We start from the raw sequence: 25,329 nt of genomic DNA, 5'->3' as shown, positions 1-25,329 counted from the left end.
CGGAGGCTATTACCGCTCGAACTCGAGGTAGTGACGGATCTCCTCGACTGCCGCGTCGAGGTTCCGCGACACCAGGCCGCGCCCGACCCATTCGCTGAGCCGCGCGATCCCGAGGCCGGTGGTGGTGAACGTCAGAGTCAGCGTGAGACGGCTGCGGTCACCGTCGGGTTCGGCCAGCGCCGCGAACGAGTGCCGGGTGCCCTGCACCGAACGCCACTTCAGCAGGCTGCCCGTCGGGGTCGCGATGAGCACGCGTCCGCCGAGTTGAATGGTGCCGCTGTCCAAATAGACATCCCACAGCTCGCCGTCGTCGCGGGCGTGGATGAACCGGCAGCGGCTGAAGACCGACACCGCGTCGAACAGGCAGTGCGGGTCGGTGACGAAGCCGGCGGTGTCCGCGAACGGGCAGTTGATGTGGCGTGTCACGCTGACTGTCTGCGTCATCTCACCGAACCAGCGGGACGACGGTTTTGCTGGCCAGTTTGGACAACCCGACCTGCATGACGCTGGTGACGTAGGCCGACGCCTGGTCCCAGTCGGGTTCGTCACCGAACCGGGCCCGCACGTCGATGGGCTCGAGTACCTGCATCCGGATCTTGGCCGGCAGCGGGAAGTGTGGCAGCGGCAGCGGTGACAGGCCCCACGGGATACTCAACGTCATCGGCATGCTCTTCACCCGGGCGAGTTTGTCCAGCCGCAGCAGTTGCGCGGTGCGCCGGCCGTCGTTCAGCACGATCAACGTGTCATGACCGCCGGTGGCCACGACCGGAACGATCTTGACGTTGCTCTGATGCGCCAGGCGCAGGAAGCCCTTGCGGCCGGAGAAGACGATCTTGTTCCGGTCGCGCCACGGCCGCAGCGCCTCGACGTCGCCACCCGGATAGACCAGCGCCGAGCCGCCGCATTCGAAGACGCGCTCGGCGAAGGAGTGCGCAGCCGGAACGACGCCGAGTTTGCGGGTCACCCTGCCGATACCGGGCGCGGCGGTGACGGTGTCGTGCGCCAGCGCGTACAGCGGACGGCCTTCGACGGTGAAGTAGGTGTTGTAGGCGAGCAGGAAGATGAACGTGTCCGGTGTGGCGCCCCCGCCGCTGTGATTGCACACGAACAGCACCGGCTCGTCGGGCACGTTCTCGAAACCGCACACCTCGGCCCGGAACCAGACAGTCGACGCCAGCCACAACGGGGGCAGCACGGCACGGATGAACTCCGGGTCGCGGTGACGGAGTTCCTTCGGGAGACGAGGCCGCATCATCTCGATGAGATTAAACCGATCCGGCGCGATCCAATCGCATTGGGGCGTTCGTCGGTCCGTCGCAGGGGCGCGGATCGAGGGGCGGGGTCTGCGTTCGCACCCGCCGTAGCCGGTGTCGTAGCTTGAGACGGGAGCGGCCGCGCGGCTGGTCCAGGTCTTCGAGTGGGGGGCAGCGTTTGCGTCGATTAGGTGACCGAACTATCATCTGGACACATGTCCAGTTTGCTGTCGCGCGGGCGGGTGCGTTGACTGCAAACCGACGGGTGCCCTTCCCCGGTGGTTCGGCGACGGTAAAGGGTTGAGTATGCGAATCGCGCTGTTGTCCTACCGGAGCAAGGATCACTGCGGCGGGCAGGGTGTCTACGTGCGGCATCTCAGCCGCGGTCTGGTCGATCTCGGACACGACGTCGAGGTGTTCTCCGGTCAGCCCTATCCGGAGTTGCTCGATCCGCGGGTCCGCCTGACGAAGGTCCCCAGCCTGGATCTGTACCGCGAACCCGATCCGTTCCGGGTGCCGCGCCCGAGCGAGATCCGGGACTCGATCGACCTGCTGGAACTCGCCACCATGTGGACCGCCGGCTTCCCCGAGCCGCGCACGTTCACCATGCGGGTGGCCCGGCTCCTGGCCGAGCGGGCCGGTGAGTTCGACGTCGTCCACGACAACCAGAGTCTGGGCACCGGCTTGCTCAGCATCGCCGCCGGCGGAACGCCGGTGGTGGCCACCGTGCACCATCCCATCACCCGGGACCGGGTACTGGATCTGGCTGCCGCGAAATGGTGGCGAAAGCCGTTGGTGCACCGCTGGTATGGGTTCTCCACCATGCAGAAGCAGGTGGCGGCCCAGATCCCGGACCTGCTGACGGTGTCGTCCTCGTCGGCGCAGGACATCGTCACCGACTTCGGGGTCTCCCCGGATCAACTGCACGTGGTGCCGTTGGGCGTCAATACCGATCTGTTCAAACCGGTTTCGGCGCCGCGACAACCCGGCCGGGTGATGGCGATCGCGAGTGCCGACACTCCGCTCAAGGGCGTCAGCACGCTGTTGCACGCGGTCGCCAAGTTGCGGGTGAACCGCGACCTGGAACTGCGGCTGGTCGCGAAGGTGGAGACCAACGGCCCCACCCACAAGCTGATTGCGGAGTTGGGTATCTCCGACATCGTCCACATCGCCAGCGGCCTGTCCGATGCGGACCTCGCAGCTTTGTTCGCCTCGGCCGAGGTGGCTTGCATTCCCTCGCTCTACGAAGGGTTTTCGCTGCCCGCGGTGGAAGCGATGGCCAGCGGAACCCCGATCGTGGCCAGCCGGGTGGGTGCGCTGCCAGAGGTGCTGGGGACCGACGGCGCGTGTGCCGAGCTGGTGGCACCCGCCGACGTCGACGCCCTCACCCACGCGCTGGGCAAGCTGCTCGACTCACCGGAAAAGCGGCGCAGCCTGGGCCAGGCGGGCCGGGCGCGCGCGGTCGGCGTGTTCAGCTGGGAGGCGGTGGCAGCCCAGACCGTGCGCGTCTATGAGCGCGCGATCGACCGCGCCGCTGAGGGCCGTACGCGATGCTGACGGTTGACTTCGACCGGCTGGACATCGGTCCCGGCACGACGGTCATCGACGTGGGCTGCGGGGCGGGGCGGCACGCCTTCGAAGCGTATCGGCGCGGGGCTGACGTCGTCGCCTTCGACCAGAACGAGTCCGACCTGCGCGACGTGGACGCCATCCTGCGCGCGATGGGCGAAAGCGGCGAGGTACCGGAATCGGCCACTGCCAAGGTGGTTCGCGGCGATGCGCTGCATCTGCCCTATGCCGACGGAACCTTCGACTGCGTCATCGCCTCGGAGATCCTGGAGCACATACCCCACGACGATGCCGCCATCACCGAACTGATCCGGGTGCTCAAAGTCGGTGGCACACTGGCGGTCAGCGTGCCACGCTGGCTTCCCGAGCGGGTGTGCTGGTTGCTGTCCGAGGAGTACCACAGCAACGAAGGCGGCCACGTCCGCATCTACCGGGCCAGCGCGCTGCGGGACAAAATCGTCGGCCGCGGACTGGAATTGACCCACGCACACCACGCGCACGCCCTGCACTCGCCGTTCTGGTGGCTCAAATGCGCTGTGGGCGTGTCGAATACGCAGCACCCCGCGGTGACCGCTTACCACAAACTCCTGGTGTGGGATCTGATGCAGCGGCCCAAGTTGACCCAGCTGACCGAGACGGTGCTCAACCCGTTCGTCGGTAAGAGCGTGGCCATGTACTTCAGCAAGTCGCGGCCGGTAAAAACCAACGCAGCGTGAGGTGTTGAAGTTGCTTCGCGATAACGCGCCGGCCGTGGCCGGCATCCTCACCCCTGAGCAGTGCCGGCAGACCGCGGTGTCGATCGCGGCCGCCCAGGAGCCGTCTGGGGCCATCCCCTGGTTCGCCGGCGGCCACACCGATCCGTGGGATCACGTGGAAAACGCGATGGCCCTCACCGCGGCCGGACTGCTGGAACCGGCGCGGGCCGCCTACGAGTGGTGTCGGCGGACGCAGCGGCCCGACGGTTCCTGGCCGATTCAGTTGCGCTCGGGTGTCGTCGAGGACGCCAACAGCGACAGCAACTTCTGCGCCTACATCGCCACCGGCGTATGGCATCACGTGCTGGTCACCGGCGACGAAGCGTTCGCCGCGACGATGTGGCCGGTGGTGCACAAAGCAATCGACTTCGTCATCGACCTGCAGATCGGCTACGGCGAGATCTGCTGGGCCCGAAGCGAAGTCGGGCCGGTGCCGGAGGCGCTGCTGACCGGTTGCGCGAGCATCTATCACAGCATCCGCTGCGCGTTGGCGCTGGCCGCCTTCATCGGCGAGCCGCAACCGGAATGGGAACTGGCAGCGGGCCGGTTGGGGCATGCCATCATCGCGCACCCCGAGGCGTTCACCGAGAAGGACCGGTACTCGATGGACTGGTACTACCCCATCCTCGGTAGCGCGTTGCGTGGCCCGGCGGCCGCCGTCCGGATCAAGCAGCGCTGGGACGAATTCGTGGTGAGCGGCCTGGGTATTCGGTGCGTGTCGGACCGGCCCTGGGTCACCGGAGCCGAAACATGCGAATTGGTAATGGCTTTGGACGCCCTCGGCCACCGTTCGGCGGCGTACCGGCAGTTGGCGGCGATGCAGCACCTGCGCGAGGGTGACGGTTCTTACTGGACGGGTCTGGTGTTCGCCGACGGGAAGCGCTGGCCCGAGGAGCGGACCACGTGGACCGGAGCGGCCATGATCCTGGCCGCGGACGCGCTGTCGGACACCACCCCGGGTAGCGGGATCTTCCGCGGCGACGCGTTGCCGACGGGCCTGCAGACCGACTTCGACTGCGAGTGCGTGGCGACCGGGTAGTCAGACCTGCTCGCCGGCCTGACCGCCGGTGCGTTCCAGCACGCGCAGCGAACCCAACGCCGCCACTTCCTTGAATTGACCGGAATCCAGTGCGCGGCAATAGATCTGGTATGGAGCGCGGCCTCCGTCTGCCGGATCGGGGAACACGTCGTGGATGACCAGCGCGCCGCCGGCGGACACCCATTTCGCCCAGCCCTCGAAGTCCCGGGCGGCGGCGGCCTCGGTGTGCCCGCCGTCGATGAACAGGAACTGCAGGGGCGTGCGCCATCCCCGCGCGACGAGCGGGGACTTGCCCACGACGGCGACGACGTGGTCGTCGAGGCCGGCGGCGTCCAGCGCGCGGCGGAAGGTCGGCAGCGTGTCGAACAGTCCGGTGACCTCGTCGACCAGTGACGAGTCGTGGTATTCCCAACCGGCCTGGTGCTCCTCGGAGCCGTGGTGATGGTCGATGGTGAACAGCACACTGGCCGTTTCGAGCGCCGCCGCACCCAGCAGCAGGGTGGACTTGCCGCAGTAGGTGCCGATCTCGACTCCGATGCCACCGTCGAGGTAGCGCAGCGCGGCGTCGTAGAGTGCGCGACCCTCGTCGCCGGGCATGAAGCCGCGCACCTGCTCGGCCAGCGCGAACAACCGGTCGGTCGCGTCGTGATCGCTCATCGGCTCAACCTATCGGTCGCTCGTCGAGCGCCGGCGCCGTGGTCGTCGGTCCTTGCTGGCTTGTCCTCGTGGGCGACTCGGCTGGACAGCAGTCCGGGGTCAGCCGTGCGGCGCTTCGGAGATCTTGCTGTCCGGCTTGCCGACGGTCTGACAGTAGGTCTGCACCGAGAGGCGGGTGGCAGTGATCTCCAGTGAGGCCGGTTCGGTGCCGCTCTTGTCCTTGAGCATCTTGCTGACCTCCTCACTCTGCTTCTTCTCGTCCTGGCTGACGAAGTCCTTGCATTTGGTGTCGCCGCCGGTGTTGATCACTTCTGACGGCGAACAAGCACTGAGCATCAGCGCGGCGATGATGACTGCGGGAGGGGCGAAGCGCTTCATCGAAGGCCTTTCAGAGTCGGGGTCGCTGCTATTTATAGACCGCGGTGCCTGATTCCAAACGCCGCCTTGGGATCCCGGCCTGCGGGTGGCCCGGGTCAGGGCTGCTTTTCCAGCGTGAACTGGTTGACGTCGATATAACCCGCGCGGAAGTTGTCGGCGCAGCCGGTGAGGTACTTCATGTAGCGGTCGTAGACCTCTTCGGACTGAATGGCGATCGCTTCGTCGCGCCGGGATTTCAGCGCGGCCCCCCACAGGTCGAGGGTCTTGGCGTAGTGCTGTTGCAGCGACTGCTGGCGGGTCAGGGCGAAGCCGGCCTTCCCGGCGTGCGTGGCCACCATGTTGGTGCTGGGTAGCCGTCCGCCGGGGAAGATCTCGGTGAGGATGAACTTGGCGAAGCGGACCGTGTCCATGGTGATGGGCAGACCACTCGCGGTGAGCTGCTCCTGATCCAGCACGGTGATCGAGTGCAGCAGCATGACGCCGTCGGCGGGCAGGACCTGGTAGGCCAGCGCGAAGAAGTCGTCGTAACGGTCGTAGCCGAAGTGCTCGAACGCGCCGATCGACACGATGCGGTCGACGGGCTCGTCGAACTCTTCCCAGCCCTGCAGCAGCACCCGCCGGCTGCGCTCGGTGTCCAGCTCGTCGAACGTCTGCTGCACGTGCGCGGCCTGGTTCTTGGACAGGGTCAGCCCGATGACGTTGACGTCGTACTTCTCGATCGCGCGGCGCATGGTGGCGCCCCACCCGCAGCCCACATCCAGCAACGTCATGCCCGGCTGCAGACCCAACTTTCCCAGCGACAGGTCGATCTTGGCGAGCTGCGCCTCTTCCAGGCTCATGTCGTCGCGCTCGAAGTAGGCGCAACTGTAGGTCCGGGTCGGGTCGAGGAACAGTTCAAAGAACTCGTCCGACAGGTCGTAATGGGCCTGTACGTCGTCGAAGTGCGGCGTCAATCGCTCGTTCATGAGGTGGGGAGATGCCTTTCCGGCTTCAGAGGCACTGGGGAGCCCGGCATTCCCGCCGTTGGCTACCCCAGGGTTCCCCGGAAAGCCCAGATCAAACGGTGCGGCGATGAGTTTCGGTCGCACCGCGGGTCATAACGTTCACAACGGACACATCGACAACGTGCGCGAGCAAAGGTGGATTTCATGTCTCATTCCTCCCCGACCCTACCCCCTGTCGCCGATCATCAGACCTGGCGCGCTCAGCTGGATGAACTTCGCAAACGCGAGAAGGCCGCCACCCGGGAACTGGATGCGATCGCCGCCCAGCGCCGCCGGCTCCCGATGGTCGCCCTGCCCGATTACACGCTGATCGGCGCCGATGGTCCCCTCAGTCTGAGCGAGGTGTTCGGCGGCCGCGCGCAGCTCATCACCTACCACCACATGTGGTCGCCGGGAGCGGACTGGCAGTGCGGCGGCTGCACGGGCTTCACCTCGCAATTCACCCGATTGGAATTCCTGGACAACTACGACGCCCGGTTCGTCGTCGTCACCACCGGGACCATCGAGGAGGCCCTGGCGTACCGGACGAAGGTCGGCAACAGGATGGAGTGGTACTCGTCGTCGGACAGCACCTTCTCCTCGGACATGGACGCACCGGCCGGCGGCGGGTTCGCGGTGAATGTGTTCCTGCGCGACGGTGACGCGGTGTACCGCACCTGGCACACGGCCGGCCGGGGCACCGAGCAGCTCAGCCATTCGTTCGGCCTGATCGACATCCTGCCGTGGGGCCGGCAGGAGGAATGGCTCGACTCGCCGCCGGGCTGGCCGTCCCGACCCACCTATTCCGGCTGGCTCGACTCCCCCGACATCGCCCGCGCTTACGGCGCCCCGCATTAAGCAATCCGGTTACCGGACTGGGTTCAACAAAGTCTTGACTGAATCCAGACGAGCGCGAAATATGTGCGCTGTGTCCTCAGCCCAGGATTACGCCGAGCAATTGCGGCGGGCCGATCTGCGGGTGACACGACCAAGGATCGCAGTGCTGGAAGCCGTGCAGGTACATCCGCACGCCGACACCGACACCATCTTCTCCGCCGTACGGCTGGGCCTGCCCGACGTGTCCCGTCAGGCCGTCTATGACGTCCTGAACGCGCTGACCGCGGTCGGTCTGGTCCGGCGAATCCAGCCGTCCGGCTCGGTGGCACGGTATGAGTCCCGGGTCGGCGACAACCACCACCACGTCGTGTGCCGATCCTGCGGGGTGATCGCCGACATCGATTGCGCGGTCGGTCAGGCTCCCTGCCTGACTCCGTCGGACGACGACAACGTCTTGGATGGGTTCGTTCTCGACGAGGCCGAAGTCATCTATTGGGGCCTGTGCCCCGACTGTTCGAGTGATTCCTGATCACAACCGTGATCACTGCCCGTTTCACCTAACACCCGGAAGGAATGCTGTGTCATCCGATACGTCCGACAGCCGCCCACCCCACGACGACGCGGGAACCGCCAGCACGAGCGAGAGCGAGAACCCGGCGATCCCCTCGCCCACGCCGAAGTCGGATGCGCCGCGGACCAACCAGGACTGGTGGCCCAATCAGATCGATGTGTCGAAGCTGCACCCGCACTCGCCGCAGTCCAACCCGCTGGGCGAGGACTTCGACTACGCCGCGGAGTTCGCCAAGCTCGACGTCAACGCGCTCAAGGCCGACCTGACGTCGGTGATGACCACCTCGCAGGACTGGTGGCCCGCCGACTACGGCCACTACGGCGGCTTCTTCATCCGGATGAGCTGGCACGCGGCCGGCACCTACCGCATCTACGACGGTCGCGGCGGCGGCGGCCAGGGACTGCAGCGGTTCGCGCCGCTGAACAGCTGGCCCGACAACGCCAGCCTGGACAAGGCGCGCCGGCTGTTGTGGCCGGTCAAGAAGAAGTACGGCAACAAGATCTCCTGGGCAGACCTGCTGGTCTTCGCCGGCAACGTGGCCCTGGAGTCGATGGGATTCGAGACGTTCGGCTTCGCGTTCGGTCGTCCGGATGTCTGGGAGCCCGAAGAGATCCTGTTCGGCGAAGAGGACGAATGGCTGGGCACCAACAAGCGCTATTCCGGTAAGCGTGACCTCGCCGAGCCGTACGGCGCGACCACGATGGGTTTGATCTACGTCAACCCCGAGGGGCCCGAAGGCAAGCCGGATCCGATCGCCGCCGCGCACGACATCCGGGAAACGTTCGGCCGGATGGCCATGAACGACGAGGAGACCGCCGCGCTGATCGTGGGTGGCCACAGCTTCGGCAAGACGCACGGTGCCGGCGACGCCGGCCTGGTGGGACCCGAGCCGGAGGCGGCCCCGATCGAGGCGCAGGGGCTGGGCTGGCAAAGCTCGTACGGCAGCGGCGTGGGCAAGGACGCCATCACCAGTGGACTGGAAGTGGTCTGGACACCGACCCCGACCAAGTGGGACAACAGCTTCCTGGAGACGCTGTACGGCTACGAATGGGAGCTGACCAAGAGTCCCGCCGGTGCCTGGCAGTACACCGCGAAGGACGGTGCCGGCGCCGGGACCATCCCCGACCCGTTCGGTGGCCCGGGCCGCAACCCGACCATGCTCGTCACCGACGTCTCACTGCGCGAGGATCCGATCTACCGCGAGATCACCAGCCGCTGGTTGAAGAACCCCGACCAGCTCTCCGAGGCCTTCGCCAAGGCTTGGTACAAGCTGCTGCATCGCGATCTGGGACCGATCTCGCGCTACCTCGGGCCCTGGGTTGCCGAGCCGCAGTTGTGGCAGGACCCGGTTCCGGCGGTCGACCACGCTCTGGTGGACGACCAGGATGTGGCGTCGCTGAAGGCCAAGGTTCTGGACTCCGGTCTGACGGTCCCCCAGCTGGTCAAGGCGGCGTGGTCGTCGGCGAGCAGCTACCGCAACACCGACAAGCGCGGCGGGGCGAACGGGGCGCGGGTTCGGCTGGAGCCGCAGAAGGACTGGGAGGTCAACGAGCCGGCTGAGCTGGGTCAGACGTTGGCGGTCCTCGGGCAGATTCAGCAGGACTTCAACGCCTCTGCCGGGGACGGCAAGAAGATCTCGTTGGCCGACCTGATTGTGCTGGCCGGGTCCGCGGCGGTGGAGAAGGCGGCCAAGGACGGCGGCTACGAGATCTCGGTGCACTTCGCGCCCGGGCGCACCGATGCCACGCAGGAGAACACCGACGTGGAGTCGTTCTCGGTGCTCGAACCGCAGGCCGACGGGTTCCGCAACTACGTGCGCCCCGGCGAGAAGGCGCCACTCGAGCAGCTGCTGCTCGAGCGTGCCTACCTGCTGGGGGTGACCGGCCCGGAGTTGACGGTGCTCATCGGTGGTCTGCGTGCCCTGGGCGCCAATCACGGCGGCACCAAGCACGGCGTCTTCACCGACAAGACCGGCGTGTTGACCAACGACTTCTTCGTCAACCTGCTCGACATGGGTACGCAGTGGAAGCCGTCGGAGACCGCGGAGAACGTCTACGAGGGCACCGACCGGGCGACCGGCGAACTCAGGTGGACCGCCACCGCCAACGACCTGGTGTTCGGCTCGAACTCGATCTTGCGGGCCTTGGTCGAGGTGTACGCGCAGGACGACAATCAGGGCAAGTTCGTCGAGGACTTCGTCGCAGCGTGGGTCAAGGTGATGAACAGCGACCGGTTCGACCTGAATTAGTTCGGGGCGAGAGGGCACCCCGCGGGCCACGTGCTCGCGGGGTGTCGCTTTCTCAGCAGACGTGGTTGGCCGGACCGATGACCGCCCACACCGTCTTTCCGGAGTCGGTGGGAGTGTTCCCCCACTCACGGCTGAGGACCCGCAGGACCTCCACGCCTGACGCGCCGGGCACGGCTGTACAGATATGACGCAGTTGCGTGGGCGTGGGATCCGGGTCGTCGACGGCAACCGTGACGCTGGCGCCGTTGGTTTCCAGCCGCAGCTTCGCGCAGCCGCCGGAACGCTGATTGATCAGATCCTCGAAGAACACCGTCGCGACGGTCGTGGCCGCGGGGATGAACTCGCACTTCGACCATCGGGTGAGCCAGTCGGTGACCAGACTGCAGGCCCGTGCCACCGTGTCCGGCATGATCGGCAACTCGACGTGCGCGCGACGCCGCAGCGGACTCTCGCGGGGCACGTTGGCGACGGCTTCGGTGAGCGACGGATAAACCGTCAGATACCGCGTCAAACCGTTGCGCCGGATCGCGTCGCGACCTTGCTGGTGGGAGCAGACCAGCGCCATCGGCACCTCGTGCCAGACGTTGACCTGCCAGTAGGCGTTGAGGAACACCATCCAGGCCGAGGCGGCCGGCACCTCCAGTTCGGACACGTCCACCACCACCGCGACCGGCTCGTCGACGGCGGTCTTGACCAGGTAATCCCGCAGCCGCAGATACGTGGTGCTGTCGAGCACACCTACAGCGGTGACCAGGGTGACGTCGTCGCGCACGGACGGCGTCAGCTCCAGTCGACTATGAATGCCCAAGCTGCGCCCCCTGGCCCAGAACCACCACCTGTGCGTATCTTGCACCGGGCGTCCTACCTGTGGCAACGGCCGTTTGTCGATCGAGCTTGCCGGATGCGATGTCAGCAAACGATGTTCGGCGCGGGGCCGATCAGCGCGTCAAGTCCCACTGCCCGTAGTCAGCCGCCAGGATGTCGTCCACGTCGACTTTGATGCCGTTGAGGACGGGACCTTCGAGCACTCGCTGATACAACACCGCGGCCGGCTCGCGCTGGCCGTGCGACCACCCGATCGTCTGCCATGCCCATTTGTGGCCCGGGGTGGTCGAGTTTCCGATGACACCGTCTCTGATCGCCCAGCCGCATACCTGGTAGCTGCCGTAGATGCCGCTGCGGCCGACGCCGAGTACCGAGTTGATGCCTCGAAACCATTGCAGCGCAACGGTGTTCCAGGTGTTCTGGTCGATGTCCTCGTCGACGCTGAAGAAGATCGGGGCCGACGGTGGGCCGCCCGCGGCCGCGTGCAGGCTCTGCGCCGTCTGGGCATCGGCCACGCCGCCGTCATATCCGCGGGTGTAGTCCGACGGCGAGTCGACCCAGCCCGGCTTGCCGTATTGAAAGTTGCTGACGATGTGCAGACCGGCGGCGCGCAGGGAGTCGGCGTACTGGCGGGTGATCGGCTTGGCTTCGAAGTGCGCGCCGGGCCGCTCCGTCGACACGTAGTTGACGACCCCGTCGTAGCCGGCGGCCTTGATCTCCTCGGGTGGGATGCGGCGTTCGGCGAAATCGATCAACTGGCCGCTGGCCGCCGACGCCTTCGGTGGGTTCTGAGTGGCGGCCCACGTCCCCAGGCCGAGCAATACCGGAGCGGCGGCGTACCGGAACGCGTCGCGTCGGGTCACCGAACGCGCATGAAGGTGCCTACCTGGTGATTCAGCCGAATCGTGCACGGCGCGATGGTAACAAGCCTGTTGTCGCAGCACCCGGTCAATGCCCGGAGAAGTTCGGCGACCTCTTCTGGGCGAACGCCGACAACCCTTCCTTGGCGTCTTGGGAGCGCATGACCTCTCTGACGAAGCGTCGCTCGATGCGGCGGGCGTCTGCGTCGTCGAGCCATCCGCTGGCCAGGATCGACGCCTTGGCATTGCGGACGGCCAACGGACCATTGGCGGCGATGCGCGCGGCGATCCCGCGTGCCTTGGCCAGTGACTGGCCGGTGGGCACGACATGTCCGACGAGGCCGAAGTGGTAAGCCTCCTCGGCAGTGAGGGGATCGCCCGTCAGGATCATCTCCATGGCCTTGGTGTAGGGGATCTGGCGCTTGAGTCGCACGGTGGATCCGGCGCCGGCGATCATCCCGAACTTGGCTTCCGGCAATCCGAAGACGGCCTGCTGCTCGGCGATCCGGATATCGGTCTGCTGCAACATTTCACACCCGCCGCCCAGGCACGGCCCGTTGACCGCCGCGATCAGCGGCTTGGCCAGCGACCGGCTGAGCAGCAGGCCCTCGCTGATGATCGTGCCGACATCCTTGGGCGGCGCCGAATCCGACGGCTTGGCGGCCTCGACCATCCACCCGTCGGCCAAATCGCCGCCCACACAATAGGAGTCGCCGGCCCCCGTCAGGATCGCCGCCCGGATCCCGTCGTCGGCGTCGATCTCGTCCCAGGCAGCCGCCATCAAGGTGAGCATCGACGGCGTGAGTGCGTTCTTGCGACGTGGATTGTTCATCGTGAGAATGACGACGTCACCATCGCGCTGGTAGCTCAAGTGAGGTTCGGTCATTCGTCCGCCTATCGTAAAAGTTTGTGCTGCAGTGCGATTGGTCGATTGCCGCGCGCAGATTCGACGGCGGGAGCGTCGTCGTCGGGCATCGGACAAGTATCGCCGACAGCCGGCAGAACGCCAGTGTGCTGTGCATCTCGAATCAACCCGCGCGCGGGTCGGGTGCGAGTCGCTACCATCTTGCTGTGCGTCGAGAAAATGCCCGGAAATCGGTTGATCTTGGCCTCGCGGTGCTCGCGACCGTGGCCGCCCTGCTGTCGGCCGGCGTGGTCTTGCCCATCGCCGCGCTGGTCGCGCCGCCGTCAGCGGCAGCCGCGAACTGTCCACAGATCGAGGTCGTCTTCGCCCGCGGCCGACTCGAGTCGCCGGGCACCGGCGTCCTGGGCAACGCGTTCATCAACGCGCTCAGCTCCAAGGTGGGCGGTCGCAGCATGGGCACGTACGCCGTTAAGTATCCGGCGGACACCGAGGTCGACGTCGGCGCCAATGACATGAGCCGGCACATCCAGTACATGGTCAACAACTGCCCGAACACCCGGCTGGTGCTCGGCGGCTACTCGCTCGGTGCCGCCGTCACCGATGTGGTGCTCGCGGTTCCCATGAGCGCCTTCGGGTTCGACAGTCCCCTGCCGCCCGAGGCGGAGCAGCACATCGCCGCGGTGGCGTTGTTCGGCAACGGCAGCCAATGGGTCGGGCCGATCACCAACTTCAACCCGGTCTACAACGACCGGACCATCGAGCTCTGTCACGGCGCCGACCCGATCTGTAATCCGGCCGACCCGAACACGTGGAAGCAGAATTGGCCGGCGCACCTCGCAAGTGCCTATGTGGCCGACGGGATGGCCAACGAGGCGGCCGATTTCGTAGCGGGCAAGCTGTAGCCGCTACCGCCATCTGGGCCGGGGCCGCGCGGTACGGCCGCGCCTGCCGATAGCCGCGGGCAGCATGCGCCGGGCGCGCAGGCTGCGCTGCAGACGACGGGCCAGCACCAGGACGACCAGGCTCCCCGCGGTTCTGCCCAGGGCCAGCCGGCTGGTGCGCTGCTGCCAGGACGGTGCTCTGTTCCTGGCCGGCGATCTCGCGCCGGCGTGCCGGCCGAACTGGTAGCCGGTGCACAACGCAGTCAGCAGCGCAAAACCGATTACAAACGCCGCCATGCTCAACAGCGTGCTCGGTTGCGGTCGCGTCGAGGTCACATGCCAGATACACCTCGGCCAAAAAGTCGCGCTCGCGGTAATGGAATGCAACCTAAAATCAGTTTGAAAATAAAAGCCGAGACCGGCGAAGAGCCGGGCCGGCACAGGAAAGAGATAACCTCACCCTGAGTTCAACTATTGCCGGCGAGCCTCATATGTTCGTCGTGCGGAAATCTCTTCAGTTATCCGTGATAGCTGTGCTATAGAGCCGCGCGGTGCCGTTGCGGCGGGGGTGCGTCCGGCGGGACGGGTCGCCCGGCGCGACCCGCTACGACAGGCCCCTCCAATCGACGAGTCGGAGTCCTGCTGACGGCGGCACGGATCGGGTGTGGCCCGGCCGCAGACGGTCGCGTCGAAGCTGGCATTCCGCGAAAGACGGTCACCGACAAGCTGATTCAGCGCAGCCGGGCGGGTGTCGTTTCGCGCGGCCGGCGTCTGGGCGGCGCATTCCAGGACAAACCGGACCGCGGGACGGTTGCGCCGCGCCGGTGCCGCCGTTCTTTCCGTGCCCGCATCCCGCCCTCGGCAACAGCTGCCTTAATTCTATGAAGTGCATGTGACTAAAAATCAGGATGAATGTTGTGAAAACATCAAGATCAGCGTCCATTTGTGGGACGGACACGTTGGGACGGTTCGGCACAGAGTCAATACCGTGTCGAAATAACAACGCAACACACAGACGTGTGCGTGTGCAATTTTCCCAATGCTTGTTGGAGGAAATCCTATGTCTTTCGTTCGCACATATCCAGAGCACTTGACGGCGGCCGCCAGCAACCTGCAGTCGCTGGGCGCGGCGCTGAACATCGGGACGGCGGCGGCCGCCGCCCCGACCACCGGCGTGGTTCCCGCGGCTGCCGACGAGGTGTCGATCCTGACCGCGGCGCAGTTCGCCACCCACGCGACCCGGTTCCAGGAACTGCACGCCCAGGCGGCCCGGATCCAGGCCACGTTGACGGCGACGCTTTCGGCCAGCGGCGGCTCGTACGCGGAGACCGAAGCTGCCAACGCCGCGGCAGCGGGCTAGTCAGCCTCGGACATCTAGGGAGTCATAGCAATGGTGGACTACGGATTGTTGCCGCCCGAGATCAATTCCGGGCGTATTTATGCAGGCCCGGGTGCGGGTTCGCTGGTGGCCGCGGCGGTCGCCTGGGGCAACCTGGCCGCTGACCTCGGCGAGGCCGCGGCCGGACACCGTTCGGTGATCGAGAGCCTGACCAGCGGCCCCTGGCTGGGACCGGCCTCAGCGCAGCTGGTTGCGGCTGTCTCCCCGTTCGTGACGTGGTTGAGCAGCAGCGCCGAACAGGCAGCCGAGGCCGCCAGTCAGTCGGCCGCGGCAGCGGCCGCCTACGACGCGGCGTTCGCGGCCAGCGTCCCGCCGCCACTGATTGCGGGCAACCGGGCCCTGGTGCAGGAGCTGACCGCCACGAACCTGCTCGGCCAGAACAGCGCGGCCATCGCGCAGCTCGAGGCCCAGTACGCCGAGTTCTGGGCCCAGGACTCTGGCGCGATGTATGCCTATGCGGGTCGCGCGTCGTCGGCGACCCAGCTGTCCGAGCTGGCGGCGCCGGCCGAGGTGGCGGACCCCTACGGCCTGGTCGACCAGGCGCTGGCGGTGTTCAAGTCGGAGTACAACTCCGCGTACACCAACGTCAACCAGGTGCTGGCGCAGATCAACCCGAGGGTCGGCGATGTGCTGAAGACGCTGTCGACGCCGATCAACCAGCAGGCGATCGACGCGTTCCTGGTGCAGAACACGCCGCTGGACGACATCGTCGGGCTGTACAGCAAGTACATCGGGCCGTACGTGCAGGCGCTGCAATCCGGGATTCAGTCCACCCAGTCCTTCGGTCAGGTCACCAATGGTCTGGTGGCGGCGGCCAACTTCGCCAAGCCGGCCGCGTCCGCTGCCAAGGCCGCCGAGGGCGCGGCGTCGGCGGCCGGCGCTGCCGCCTCCAACGCGGGCCAGGCTGCGGCCGGCGCAGGTCAGGCCGCCGCCGGTGCGGCTGCAACGCTCGGCAAGGCCATTCCGATCGGCGGTTTGTCGGCCCCGGCCAGCTGGGTCCCGTGGCAGTCCACCCTCAACCCCGGCGTCGCGTCGGCGATCCCGGCCGGCGTCGAGAGCGCCAACAGCTTCCCGATGGCGCCGCCGTTCGGACAGTTCCTCAACGGCGGCTACGGCCGGAACCAGCCGACCTACGGATTCAAGCCGTCGGTCATGGCCAAGCCGCCGGCAGCCGGCTAGCGGTCGGATCTGGGGGACAAACCATGGTCGACTATGGCCTTTTGCCGCCCGAGATCAATTCGGGACGGATATACGCCGGACCGGGGTCGGGTCCGTTACTGGCCGCCGCGGCGGCATGGAGCGGGGTGGCCGCGGACCTGCAGGCCGCCGCGTCCGGTCATCGGTCGGTCATCACCGAACTGACCAGTGGCCCGTGGCTGGGGCCCTCGTCTGCGGCGCTGCTCTCGGCGGTGACGCCGTTCATCGCCTGGCTGGACAGCGGTTCGGTGGAGGCTGAACAGACGGCGAGCCAAGCCTATGCAGCGGCGGCCGCATACGAGACGGCGTTCGCGGCGCACATCCCGCCGCCGGTGATCGCGGCCAACCGTGCCCTGCTCGCGGTGTTGGTCGCGACCAATTTTCTGGGTCAGAACACCCCAGCAATCGCAGCGACCGAGGCCGTGTACGCCGAGTTCTGGGCTCAGGACGCGGCCGCGATGTACACCTACGCGGGCAGTTCGGCGGCGGCGACGGAACTGACGGAGTTGCCGCAGCCGGCCGACGTGGCCGACCCACTGGCGGTGATCGACCAGACCCTCGCGGCATTCAAGTCACAGGTGACGTCGTTGCAGAACCAGCTCACCAGCGTGATGAACCCGATCAACACCAGGGTCGCCGACGTCCTCAAGACGCTGTCGTCGCCGATCAACCAGACGGCAATCGATCAGTGGTTGATCGCCAATACGCCGCTCGACGACCTGGTCCCCCTCTACAGCAAGTACATCCAACCGTATCTGCAGGCACTGCAGGGCGTGTTCCAGTCCGGTCAGGCTTTCGGGCAGGCGACCAGCGCCCCCATCGCGTTGAACACCTTCGCGAACAATCTGGCACCCGCGGCCAAGGCGGCCGCCGGTGCGGCTCAGGCCGCCGGGTCTGCGGCGGGCAACATCGGATCGAAGGTCGGCAGTGTGACCGCCGGTCTGGGCAGGTCGGTTCCGCTCGGCCGGCTGTCGGTGCCGGTGAGCTGGACCTCTGCGACCGGCTCGGCGACCCCGGCGGCGACCGCGGCCGGCAGCGCGGGCGCGGTCCCGGCCGCGGCGGAAGGTGCTGTCGTCGGAAACACGCCGGTGGCGCCGCCGTTCGGCCAGTTCATCAACGCCGGGAACGGTCGCAAGACGCCGTCCTACGGGCACCGACTGACGTTCATGACCCGACCGCCGGCGGCCGGCTGAGCGGTTCGCGGATTTTCCCGAGGTTCGGCGCGGCTGCTATGGTGCGTTGCTTATGCGCGAAATAGATCGTCGCCGCATGCTTTTGATGACGGGGCTGATGACGGGGGCGGCCGCGCTGACCGCAGTCCCCTCCCCCAAGGTCTCGGCAGCGCCCAGCGGCGGCTCGGGGCCCTACATCTTCCACGACGAATTCGACGGACCGGCCGGCTCGGCGCCAGATCCGTCGAAGTGGACGGTGTCGAAGGCACGCGAGACCATGAAGGACCCGACCTATTGGGAGCAGCCCGAGCGTGTCGGGCAGTACCGCGACGACCGGCGCAACGTGTTCATCGACGGCAACTCCAACCTCGTCATTCGGGCCGCCAAGGACGGCGACACCTACTACGGCGGCAAGATCTTCAGCCCGTGGCAGGGCGGCATCGGGCACACCTGGGAGGCCCGGATCAAGTTCGACTGCCTGACCGCCGGTGCTTGGCCCGCATTCTGGTTGTCCAGCGATGCTCAGGGTGAGATCGACATCGTCGAATGGTATGGAAACGGCAAGTGGCCCTCGGCGACGACCGTGCACGCCAAGGCCAACGGCTCGGAGTGGCAGACGCACAACATCGCGGTCGACAGCGGGTGGCACACCTGGCGGGTCCAGTGGGACGACGCCGGCATGCGTTTCTGGCAGGACTATGCCGATGGTGCGGCGCCCTACTTCACCGTCGCCGCTCACTCGATGGCGGATTGGCCGTTCAACAATCCCGGATACCAGGTGTTCCCGATCTTGAACCTCGCGGTCGCGGGCTCCGGTGGCGGTGACCCGGGACCCGGGACCTATCCGGCGCAGATGCTCGTCGACTACGTGCGGGTCTGGTAGAGGAAATACTTCAGCAAACCCACGCCGGAATCCTCAGCGCGTTCAATACGACAAGTGTCGAATATGGGGGTCGAAAGCGAAAATCGTGCGAAATCGTCAGGCCGGAGCGTCGTCGGTACCGTAGCGCCGAGGCCTGTGGGTAACGCCCTGCACGTCGTGACCCATCGCGAGTGCGCGCTGCCTGCCGATATATGCCGGGTGGCGCCGCATAGCGGCTTCGAGTTGGCGTTCCCGGCGCTGAGCTGCCGTCCACAGCGGGTGCGATTGGAGGTCAATCACTTTGGCCTCGGCTGCCTTCGCCATGATTGTCAGCTCCTCTCCGATTAGCACGCATAAGCGAAAATCGGGTGTTTTTGTCGCCTGTTTCGCAAGGATGCCCAGCAAAGCTGTGACCTAACCGTGTCTGAAGATGAGAATTTGCCGTGAATTTGCAACTCGGCAGTTATCTGCATCACAGGAAGCGCTCGTCGGACCAACAGGTTGGGGTTCGGCCGTGACATGCACAGCGTTATAACACTCACCGGTGACAACGTGGCCGAACGCGCATGGGTACCGTTCGGGGCATGGCCAACCGACGCTTTCTCCTGCACAAACGCCCCACCGGACGCATCGGAACGGACACCTTCGAACCCGACGAGCAACCCGTCCCCGACATTGGCGAGGGCGAGGCGCTGGTTCGGGTGGACTGGATCTCGCTGGACCCGACGAACCGCATGTGGATCACCGATGTGCCGACCTACCTGCCGCCCGTCGGCATCGGGGAGGTCATGCGGGCGGGCGGTATCGGCGAGGTCGTCGCCTCCAACAACCCGAACTACCCGGTGGGGCAGACCGTCCAGGGCCTGGTCGGCTGGCAGGAATATGTGGTCGCGTCCGACACCATGCCGCTGATGCCGGTCCACGTTGCTGACGGCGTCTCTCCGAGCGCCTACATGGGCGCGCTGGGCATGACCGGGCTGACCGCCTGGATCGGTATCCGCGACATCGGCAAGCCGAAACCGGGCGAGACGGTAGTGGTGTCGGCGGCTGCGGGCGCGGTCGGCTCGGTCGCCGGTCAGCTCGCCAAGGCCGACGGTGCCCGCGTCGTCGGCATAGCGGGGGGCCCGGAGAAGTGCGCGCTGCTGACCGAACAACTCGGTTTCGACGCCGCAGTCGATTACAAGACGGACGACTGGTACGCGCAGCTGGCCGCGGCGACGCCCGACGGCATCGACGTCGACTTCGAGAACGTCGGCGGCCCCATCATGGACGCCGTCTTCGCGCGGCTGAATATCGGTGCGCGCGTTGCGCTTTGCGGTTTGATCTCGGGTTACAACGAGGCCGATCCGCCGCCCGGGCCACGCGCGTTCGGCAACCTGCTCATCCAGCGCGCGACCGTGCAGGGCTTCATCGTGCTGGACCATTTCGGCCGCGCTCCCGAAGCGATCAGCGAAATCGGCGGGTTGATCGCCGATGGCAAGCTCACGCCGCTGGAAACCGTCGTCGAGGGCTTCGAGGAGTTGCCGACCGCGATCAACATGCTCTTCGACGGCCAGAACGTCGGCAAGCTGATGGTGAAGATCACCTAGCGGCATCGTCATGCCGACCTACTGCTCACCCACCTTGGCCGAGCAGACACAAAAGCCCCCTTTTTGCCGACGATTTAGGGGTTTTTGCGTCTGCTCGGCAGATTAAAGTTGATCGTGCGCCGCCGGCCCGGTCGCGCCGAGCAGTACCGTGTGTTCCAGGCCGAGATGCGACAACCCGCCCCGTGACCCACCGACGTCGACCCGGCATGGCTACACAACCTGCGCGCGCACCCGGACGTGCACATCGAAATCGGTACCGACGCCTACGATGTGCGGGCCCGTGAGCTGCCTCGCGACGAACGCGACGCCGTCTACCCACGGATCGTGGAGCGGGCACCCGGGTTCGGCGGGTTCATCCCGGTCATCGAACTGCAGCGGATCTGATTCTTGGGATCGGTAGCGGTCCGGCGGCTCTGTACTTGGCGCAACGACGACGCCAACGAGGCGCCGCGCCACGAAAGGAAGACCGCCATGAACATCGTCCCCGCCGGCATCGAGCAGCAGATCAACCGCGTCGACCGGCAGCGCAGCCTGTGGATCGGGATCAGCCTGGCCGTGCTGGCCGCCGGTTCGTTCTTCCGGTTGCTCTGGATGCTCTACGTCTCGATGACATTCGGCTGGTTCGTCGGTCCGATGGCCTTCAACATCGTGGTGTCACTCGTCGTCGGCACGGTCGCCGCGGCCGGCGCGATCGGCTTTCTGAACCGCTACTTCAACGGCCCCGAATCCCATCGGATCTGACGCACAACAGACAAATGGTCCCGGGCTTCGGCTCGGGACCATTGGTCGTCGGATCGTTCGACCCAGAGGTTAGGCTACCGTCGACAAATCAAGAGCCTAGGGGCAGAAGATGATTCGTGAGGAGTGAGGCGTTGACCGGGACGGGCAGTCGCATAGCGGTGGTAACCGGCGGAGCCTCGGGTATAGGGGAAGCCACCTGTCATGAACTGGCGCAACGCGGCCACAGCGTCGCCGTGCTCGATGTGAACGGCGCTGCCGCGCAGCGCGTCGCCGCCGACCTCGGGTCGGCGGGCGTTGCCGCGCTGGGTGTCCAGGTGGACGTCACCGACCGGGCCGGTGTGGAGAGCGTCTTCGCCCGGGTGCGCGCCGAACTGGGGCCTATCGGCATTCTGGTGACCAGCGCCGGCAAGGCAACCTTCTCGCCGTTCGCCGACATCACCGTCGAGTCGTGGGCCGAGATCATCGACATCAACCTGACCGGAACATTTCACTGCTGCCAGGTGGCGCTGCCGGACATGGTCGCCGCCAAGTGGGGCCGGATCGTGATGATCTCGTCGTCGAGCGCGCAACGCGGCAGCCCGTACATGGCGCACTATGCGGCGGCGAAGGGCGCGGTCATCACCTTGACGAAGTCGCTGGCCAACGAGTATGCCGCGGTCGGCATCACCGTGAACAATGTGCCGCCGTCGAGTATCGACACGCCGATGTCGCGCCAGTCCCAGGCCGAGGGCAAACTCGGCTCACCCGAGCAGTTGGCCAAACTGATCCCGATGGGCCACATGGGTTCTCCGGAGGACATCGCCGCCGCCGTGGGTTTCCTGTGTTCAAAGGAAGCGGGATTCATCACCGGACAGGTGCTCGGTGTCAACGGCGGCGCGGTGATGTGACTTCCAGCCGGCGGTCGACTGTTTCCGGGATCGCTAGACCTGCACCAGGTCCGGGTGGAACTTGGCCGCCATCCGGCGTAACCCGTCGCGCCAGTCGACCGTGCTGCCACCGCCGATGAGTTCGTGCAGTCGGGTCACATCGACGGGATTGCCGCGCAGCGCCTGGGCGCTTTCGCTGAACACCGGTTCCCGACCGATCAGCGTGCCCAGATAGCCGCACCATTCCTGGATGCTCACCATCTGGTCGCCGGCCCAGTTCACCGTCACGGCCGGAACCGAAGCCGCGGCAAGCAGTTTCGGGATGGTGGCGATGATGTCGTCCTGGTGGATCGGGTTGTAGAACGCCGCGCCGCCGGGTGGCACCGGGATCGGGCTGCCGCCCAGGATCATCTCCATGTGGTAGAACGGCCAGCCGCCGTTGTCGCCGTAGGGGACGTTGAGTCGCGCGATCGTGGTGGGTACGCCGAGGATGCGCGCCGTGGTGCGGGCGACCGTCTCGCCGGCGATCTTGGAGATCGAGTAGGTGGGGAACAGCGGCTTGTGGTTGTCGCCCAAGGCGGCACGCTCGGTGCGCACTTCGTCGTCGGGCGGATCGTAGACGGCGGCAGATGAGCAGTGCAGGAACGCTTTTGCGTCGCGACAGTGCGCCATCAGCAGGCCGACCGATTCGGCATTGGCACCCAGGTCCTTGTCCCAGCGGCCGCTCTTGGCCACCGCCAGGTTGAGCACGTAGTCGAAGTCGGCGGGCAGCGCGCTGAAGTCCCCCGCGGCCAGGTTGACCGTCTCGCACCGCACGCCTGCCTGCTCGAGACGGTTGCGCGCAGCCGCGTCGGTGAACCGGGCGATACCCCAGACCTCGTTGTCGGGCGCCAGGGCCAGGGCGACCGGAGTGGCGACCTGGCCGGTCACCCCGGTGATCAGGATCTTCGAGTCACGCATGGGCTGATGGTAGGTGACCTCGGTAGCCAGGACGCGTCCCCGGTGACTTTTGCGCATTCTGCTCAGCACCCGTGGTAGGGTCCCCCCATGCCCACCCGGGGGCGCATCGACCTGCGGCTCGCCAGCCGGGTACTGCTGCTGCAACTGGTGTTGGTCACGCTCACGCTGATCGTCGCCTTCGTGCTGTTCGCTCAGTTCAACCGGCACCGCCTGGATCTGCAATACGGCGTGCACGCAATGGATATCGCTCGCGTGGTGGCTTCGTCCCCGACCGTGCTGACCAACATCCGGCGCTACGACGACACTCAGGTGACGACGGACCCCGCAACGGTGAACGAGCTTGCGGCGGGCCCGCTGCAGACCGTCGCCTCCCGGGTGGAGCAGCGCACCCACGTGTTGTTCGTCGTGATCACCAACGTCGACGGCATCAGGCTGGCTCACCCCCATCGCGACGAGCTGGGCCGCCGGGTCAGCACCGATCCCGGTCAGGCGCTGGCCGGACACGAAGAGGTGGTTCACGAATCGGGCACCCTGGGACGCTCGATCGTCGCCAAAGTCCCTGTGTTGGAAGCGGGTACGAACCGGGTGCTGGGCATGGTCAGCGTCGGCGTCTCCACCAGGGCGTTCGACGAACAATTCTCCAAGAACCTGCGCGTGCTCGCTCCGCTCGGTGGCGCCGCCCTGCTGATCGGAGTGATCGGCTCGGTCGCGCTGGCGCGGCGGTGGCGGGGTTTGACGCTGGGATTGCGGCCCGCTGAGATGGCCGAACTGGTGCGCACTCAGGCGGCGGTGCTGCACGGTATTGGCGAGGGGGTGCTGGCGACCGACCAGACCGGCACCATCACCTTCGTCAACGACGAGGCGTGCCGATTGCTGCAGATCACCAACGAGCTCGGCCGCAATATCAGCGAAATCGGTTTGACACCAAGGGTTCTCGATGTCGTCGAGGTCGCGTCCGAACACACCCCGACCGCACCGACGCTGGCCACCGTCGGTCAGCGCATCGTCGTCGTCTCGGCGCGCAAGGTGCACCGCGACGGACGCGAACTGGGCACCGTGCTGGTGGTCCGCGACCGCACCGACGTCGAATCACTGACCCGCCAGCTCGACGCGGTGCAGGTGATGAGTACCGCGTTGCGCGCCCAGCGCCACGAATTCGCCAACCGGTTGCATCTGCTCAACGGGTTGCTGCACACCGGCCACGTCGAAGAGGGCTTGCAGTATCTGGAGGAACTGCTCGGGTCGGGCCCGCTGGGATCGGCGGTGCCCGGTATCGATTCCATCCGCGACACGCATCTGCAGGCATTCCTGGCGGCCAAGGCGGCGACCGCCCGCGAAGCCGGGGTGACGTTGGTCATCGGTGCCAACACCTGGGTGTCGGGCCGGCTCGAATTGCCGGTGGATGTCACCACCGTGGTGGGCAACCTGGTCGACAACGCGATCGACGCCGCCCGGACCAGTGACAACCCGGTCAAAGAGGTGGAAGTCGAACTGCTGCAAGAGGGTTCGACGCTGCACGTGACGGTGGCCGACAGCGGTGACGGTGTCGCGGCCGACTTCGTCGAGGAACTGTTCACCGAGGGCACCTCGACGAAGCCGGATTCGGGGATACCGGGCGGGCGCGGTATCGGACTGGCGTTGTCGCGTCAGATCAGTCGTGCCCTGGGCGGTGATCTTCGGCTGTCCAGTCCGGGCAATCCGGCTGCAGGACAAGGGCTCCGAGGCGCGGAGTTCATTGCCCGGCTACCGGGCGTGATGACCGAGGAGGAGCAGTGGGCGGCGCAGACCTGACCGTGCTGGTGGTAGACGACGACTTCCGGGTCGCCAACATGCACGCCGGAATCGTCGACGCGATGCCAGGTTTCGCCGTAGCCGCCCGCGTCAACACGCTCGCCACGGCACGCGAGGCCCCAGCAGTCGACCTGGCACTGGTCGACGTGTACCTGCCCGACGGGTCCGGCGTCGACTTCGTGCGCGAACTGCGCGGGGACGCCATGATTTTGACGGCGGCCACCGAAGCCGAAACCGTCCGCGCGGCGCTGGCCGCGGGCGCGGTGAGCTATCTGGTCAAGCCGTTCGCCACCACCGAACTGGCTGCCCGCCTCGCCGGTTACGCCCGCTACCGGAAGATCCTGTCCGGTCCCAACCTGGCCGCCGGCGACGTGGATGCCGCACTGGACGCGCTGCGGCCCAGGGTGACTGCCGCGCAGCCGTCCACCTCCGTGGCCTCCCCCACCAAAAAGCTTGTGCTGCAAGCCCTGCGCTCTACGACAGCGCCGATGTCGGCCGCCGAGATGTCCGCGGCGATCGGCATCTCGCGAGCCACCGCGCAGCGGTATCTGGCATCGCTGGCCACGACCGGGGAGGTCAGCGTCGGGCTGCGCTACGGGACCACCGGACGTCCCGAACAAGAATTCAGGGCGGTCGAATCTGCTAATCGCCGGCCCAGGGATAGGACATCGGGATAACCAGAGAATCGGCGGCCAGCTGGTCGACGTCGGTATAGGTCTGCGCGATCTGAGTGAATGCCGCACCGGCCCGGATGAGCTCCTGCTGGGCCGCCCTGTTCAGGTCCAGCATCGCGGCGGCTTCGGCATGAAACGCCAGCACCGCCTGCGCCGACACCTCGTCGGCGCCGGCCGGCGCGAGACCGGTCACCGACATCGACGCCTGGTCGCCGGCCTGTAGGGAACTGATACCGATCTGGACGACCTGCGCGCCGATATCCCCGACGATCGGATGAAATGTCATGGTCTGCATTGGTGTACTCCTCGTTGTTGCGCCCCCGCAGTGCGAAACCGGTGACACCGCCATCGGCGGGT

Annotated in this window: 28 protein-coding genes and 1 pseudogene; 17 read left to right on the top strand and 12 right to left on the bottom strand. The window is 66.6% G+C overall.

What is annotated here, in order from left to right:
* Positions 1-9 precede the first annotated feature (9 nt).
* Entirely contained in the window at positions 10-444 is a 435-nt protein-coding gene (locus AC5Y46_RS08895; protein WP_499945868.1) for a hypothetical protein, read from the bottom strand.
* 1 nt (position 445) lies between these two features.
* On the bottom strand, positions 446-1,255 hold the full coding sequence (locus AC5Y46_RS08890; protein WP_499990759.1) for a 1-acyl-sn-glycerol-3-phosphate acyltransferase: 810 nt from the start codon (positions 1,253-1,255) through the stop codon (positions 446-448).
* A gap of 304 nt (positions 1,256-1,559) precedes the next feature.
* Between AC5Y46_RS08890 and manT the strand changes: the two genes are divergently transcribed.
* From manT to mmpH, 3 genes are read left to right on the top strand one after another with little or no spacing between them, the layout of a single operon-like run.
* On the top strand, positions 1,560-2,810 hold the full coding sequence (gene manT, locus AC5Y46_RS08885) for an MMP alpha-(1->4)-mannosyltransferase (protein ID WP_499990756.1): 1,251 nt from the start codon (positions 1,560-1,562) through the stop codon (positions 2,808-2,810).
* A complete protein-coding gene (locus tag AC5Y46_RS08880; protein ID WP_499990755.1) occupies positions 2,804-3,538 on the top strand; it encodes a class I SAM-dependent methyltransferase in 735 nt (244 codons plus the stop codon). The genes manT and AC5Y46_RS08880 overlap by 7 nt, the downstream gene beginning before the upstream one ends.
* 10 nt (positions 3,539-3,548) lie before the next feature.
* Positions 3,549-4,616, top strand: a complete 1,068-nt coding sequence (gene mmpH / locus AC5Y46_RS08875) for an MMP endo-(1,4)-3-O-methyl-alpha-D-mannosidase (RefSeq protein WP_499990754.1) — start codon at positions 3,549-3,551, stop codon at positions 4,614-4,616.
* On the opposite strand, the gene AC5Y46_RS08870 is transcribed toward mmpH, so the two are convergent.
* From AC5Y46_RS08870 to AC5Y46_RS08860, 3 genes are all read right to left on the bottom strand, one after another.
* Complete coding sequence (locus AC5Y46_RS08870; protein WP_499990753.1) at positions 4,617-5,273, bottom strand: class I SAM-dependent methyltransferase; 657 nt, start codon at positions 5,271-5,273, stop codon at positions 4,617-4,619.
* 99 nt (positions 5,274-5,372) lie between these two features.
* Positions 5,373-5,651 carry a hypothetical protein gene (locus AC5Y46_RS08865; RefSeq protein ID WP_499990752.1) on the bottom strand — a complete coding sequence of 93 codons (279 nt, stop codon included), beginning with the start codon at positions 5,649-5,651 and terminating at the stop codon, positions 5,373-5,375.
* Between the two features lie 95 nt (positions 5,652-5,746).
* Positions 5,747-6,616 (bottom strand): cyclopropane mycolic acid synthase family methyltransferase, encoded by an 870-nt coding sequence (locus AC5Y46_RS08860; protein ID WP_499990750.1) that lies wholly within the window; start codon positions 6,614-6,616, stop codon positions 5,747-5,749.
* Positions 6,617-6,799: 183 nt separating this feature from the next.
* Between AC5Y46_RS08860 and AC5Y46_RS08855 the strand changes: the two genes are divergently transcribed.
* The 3 genes from AC5Y46_RS08855 (at position 6,800) to katG (ending at position 10,290) form a co-directional block, all read left to right on the top strand.
* The gene (locus AC5Y46_RS08855) at positions 6,800-7,492 is read left to right on the top strand and encodes a DUF899 family protein (protein ID WP_499990749.1); all 693 of its coding nucleotides are present in this window, start codon (positions 6,800-6,802) and stop codon (positions 7,490-7,492) included.
* A gap of 70 nt (positions 7,493-7,562) precedes the next feature.
* Positions 7,563-8,000 (top strand): Fur family transcriptional regulator, encoded by a 438-nt coding sequence (locus AC5Y46_RS08850; RefSeq protein ID WP_499945877.1) that lies wholly within the window; start codon positions 7,563-7,565, stop codon positions 7,998-8,000.
* 49 nt (positions 8,001-8,049) lie between these two features.
* Positions 8,050-10,290: a catalase/peroxidase HPI gene (katG, locus tag AC5Y46_RS08845; protein WP_499990747.1), complete on the top strand. Its 2,241-nt coding sequence runs from the start codon at positions 8,050-8,052 to the stop codon at positions 10,288-10,290.
* A 52-nt stretch (positions 10,291-10,342) separates the two neighbouring features.
* Here the strand turns inward: katG and AC5Y46_RS08840 are convergent, their stop codons facing one another.
* The 3 genes from AC5Y46_RS08840 to AC5Y46_RS08830 form a co-directional block, all read right to left on the bottom strand.
* The gene (locus AC5Y46_RS08840) at positions 10,343-11,098 is read right to left on the bottom strand and encodes an STAS domain-containing protein (protein WP_499990746.1); all 756 of its coding nucleotides are present in this window, start codon (positions 11,096-11,098) and stop codon (positions 10,343-10,345) included.
* A 130-nt stretch (positions 11,099-11,228) separates the two neighbouring features.
* Positions 11,229-12,026: a DUF1906 domain-containing protein gene (locus tag AC5Y46_RS08835; protein WP_499990744.1), complete on the bottom strand. Its 798-nt coding sequence runs from the start codon at positions 12,024-12,026 to the stop codon at positions 11,229-11,231.
* Between the two features lie 37 nt (positions 12,027-12,063).
* Entirely contained in the window at positions 12,064-12,861 is a 798-nt protein-coding gene (locus tag AC5Y46_RS08830) for an enoyl-CoA hydratase-related protein (protein WP_499945881.1), read from the bottom strand.
* A 242-nt stretch (positions 12,862-13,103) separates the two neighbouring features.
* Here AC5Y46_RS08830 and AC5Y46_RS08825 point away from each other — a divergent pair, with 242 nt between their 5' ends.
* Positions 13,104-13,742, top strand: coding sequence for a cutinase family protein (locus AC5Y46_RS08825; RefSeq protein ID WP_499945882.1), 639 nt, complete (start codon positions 13,104-13,106; stop codon positions 13,740-13,742).
* A gap of 3 nt (positions 13,743-13,745) precedes the next feature.
* Here the strand turns inward: AC5Y46_RS08825 and AC5Y46_RS08820 are convergent, their stop codons facing one another.
* On the bottom strand, positions 13,746-14,018 hold the full coding sequence (locus tag AC5Y46_RS08820) for a hypothetical protein (protein WP_499990741.1): 273 nt from the start codon (positions 14,016-14,018) through the stop codon (positions 13,746-13,748).
* A 763-nt stretch (positions 14,019-14,781) separates the two neighbouring features.
* Here AC5Y46_RS08820 and AC5Y46_RS08815 point away from each other — a divergent pair.
* Genes AC5Y46_RS08815 through AC5Y46_RS08800 form a run of 4 tightly spaced genes read left to right on the top strand, consistent with a single transcriptional unit; the run spans position 14,782 to position 18,372 of the window.
* Positions 14,782-15,081, top strand: coding sequence for a PE family protein (locus AC5Y46_RS08815; protein ID WP_499990740.1), 300 nt, complete (start codon positions 14,782-14,784; stop codon positions 15,079-15,081).
* Between the two features lie 30 nt (positions 15,082-15,111).
* The gene (locus tag AC5Y46_RS08810) at positions 15,112-16,299 is read left to right on the top strand and encodes a PPE family protein (RefSeq protein WP_499990739.1); all 1,188 of its coding nucleotides are present in this window, start codon (positions 15,112-15,114) and stop codon (positions 16,297-16,299) included.
* Between the two features lie 23 nt (positions 16,300-16,322).
* Positions 16,323-17,510, top strand: coding sequence for a PPE family protein (locus AC5Y46_RS08805; RefSeq protein WP_499990738.1), 1,188 nt, complete (start codon positions 16,323-16,325; stop codon positions 17,508-17,510).
* A gap of 52 nt (positions 17,511-17,562) precedes the next feature.
* A complete protein-coding gene (locus AC5Y46_RS08800) occupies positions 17,563-18,372 on the top strand; it encodes a glycoside hydrolase family 16 protein (protein WP_499990737.1) in 810 nt (269 codons plus the stop codon).
* A gap of 96 nt (positions 18,373-18,468) precedes the next feature.
* Here AC5Y46_RS08800 and AC5Y46_RS08795 read toward each other — a convergent pair whose 3' ends face one another.
* Positions 18,469-18,675 (bottom strand): hypothetical protein, encoded by a 207-nt coding sequence (locus AC5Y46_RS08795; protein ID WP_499945888.1) that lies wholly within the window; start codon positions 18,673-18,675, stop codon positions 18,469-18,471.
* A 260-nt stretch (positions 18,676-18,935) separates the two neighbouring features.
* Between AC5Y46_RS08795 and AC5Y46_RS08790 the strand changes: the two genes are divergently transcribed.
* The 4 genes and pseudogenes from AC5Y46_RS08790 to AC5Y46_RS08775 all read left to right on the top strand — a co-directional run bounded on the left by AC5Y46_RS08790 (position 18,936) and on the right by AC5Y46_RS08775 (position 21,568).
* Positions 18,936-19,940: an NADP-dependent oxidoreductase gene (locus AC5Y46_RS08790; RefSeq protein ID WP_499990733.1), complete on the top strand. Its 1,005-nt coding sequence runs from the start codon at positions 18,936-18,938 to the stop codon at positions 19,938-19,940.
* A gap of 192 nt (positions 19,941-20,132) precedes the next feature.
* Positions 20,133-20,324, top strand: a pseudogene (locus tag AC5Y46_RS08785) (nitroreductase/quinone reductase family protein); the annotation flags it as partial.
* Between the two features lie 87 nt (positions 20,325-20,411).
* Positions 20,412-20,681 carry a hypothetical protein gene (locus AC5Y46_RS08780; protein WP_499990731.1) on the top strand — a complete coding sequence of 90 codons (270 nt, stop codon included), beginning with the start codon at positions 20,412-20,414 and terminating at the stop codon, positions 20,679-20,681.
* A gap of 131 nt (positions 20,682-20,812) precedes the next feature.
* The gene (locus AC5Y46_RS08775; RefSeq protein ID WP_499990730.1) at positions 20,813-21,568 is read left to right on the top strand and encodes an SDR family NAD(P)-dependent oxidoreductase; all 756 of its coding nucleotides are present in this window, start codon (positions 20,813-20,815) and stop codon (positions 21,566-21,568) included.
* Positions 21,569-21,601: 33 nt separating this feature from the next.
* Here AC5Y46_RS08775 and AC5Y46_RS08770 read toward each other — a convergent pair whose 3' ends face one another.
* Complete coding sequence (locus tag AC5Y46_RS08770; protein WP_499990728.1) at positions 21,602-22,507, bottom strand: NAD-dependent epimerase/dehydratase family protein; 906 nt, start codon at positions 22,505-22,507, stop codon at positions 21,602-21,604.
* 87 nt (positions 22,508-22,594) lie between these two features.
* Here AC5Y46_RS08770 and AC5Y46_RS08765 point away from each other — a divergent pair, with 87 nt between their 5' ends.
* Both AC5Y46_RS08765 and AC5Y46_RS08760 read left to right on the top strand, forming a co-directional pair.
* On the top strand, positions 22,595-24,298 hold the full coding sequence (locus AC5Y46_RS08765; RefSeq protein WP_499990727.1) for a sensor histidine kinase: 1,704 nt from the start codon (positions 22,595-22,597) through the stop codon (positions 24,296-24,298).
* Positions 24,280-24,975, top strand: coding sequence for a response regulator (locus AC5Y46_RS08760; RefSeq protein ID WP_499990725.1), 696 nt, complete (start codon positions 24,280-24,282; stop codon positions 24,973-24,975). The genes AC5Y46_RS08765 and AC5Y46_RS08760 overlap by 19 nt, the downstream gene beginning before the upstream one ends.
* Here AC5Y46_RS08760 and AC5Y46_RS08755 read toward each other — a convergent pair.
* Positions 24,941-25,267: a PE family protein gene (locus AC5Y46_RS08755; protein ID WP_499945897.1), complete on the bottom strand. Its 327-nt coding sequence runs from the start codon at positions 25,265-25,267 to the stop codon at positions 24,941-24,943. The genes AC5Y46_RS08760 and AC5Y46_RS08755 overlap by 35 nt on opposite strands.
* Between the last annotated feature and the right edge of the window lie 62 nt (positions 25,268-25,329).

The organism is Mycobacterium sp. NGS59 (assembly GCF_059812345.1).
Note: the sequence above shows the minus strand (reverse complement) of the source record. Positions and strands in the feature narration are given on the sequence as shown.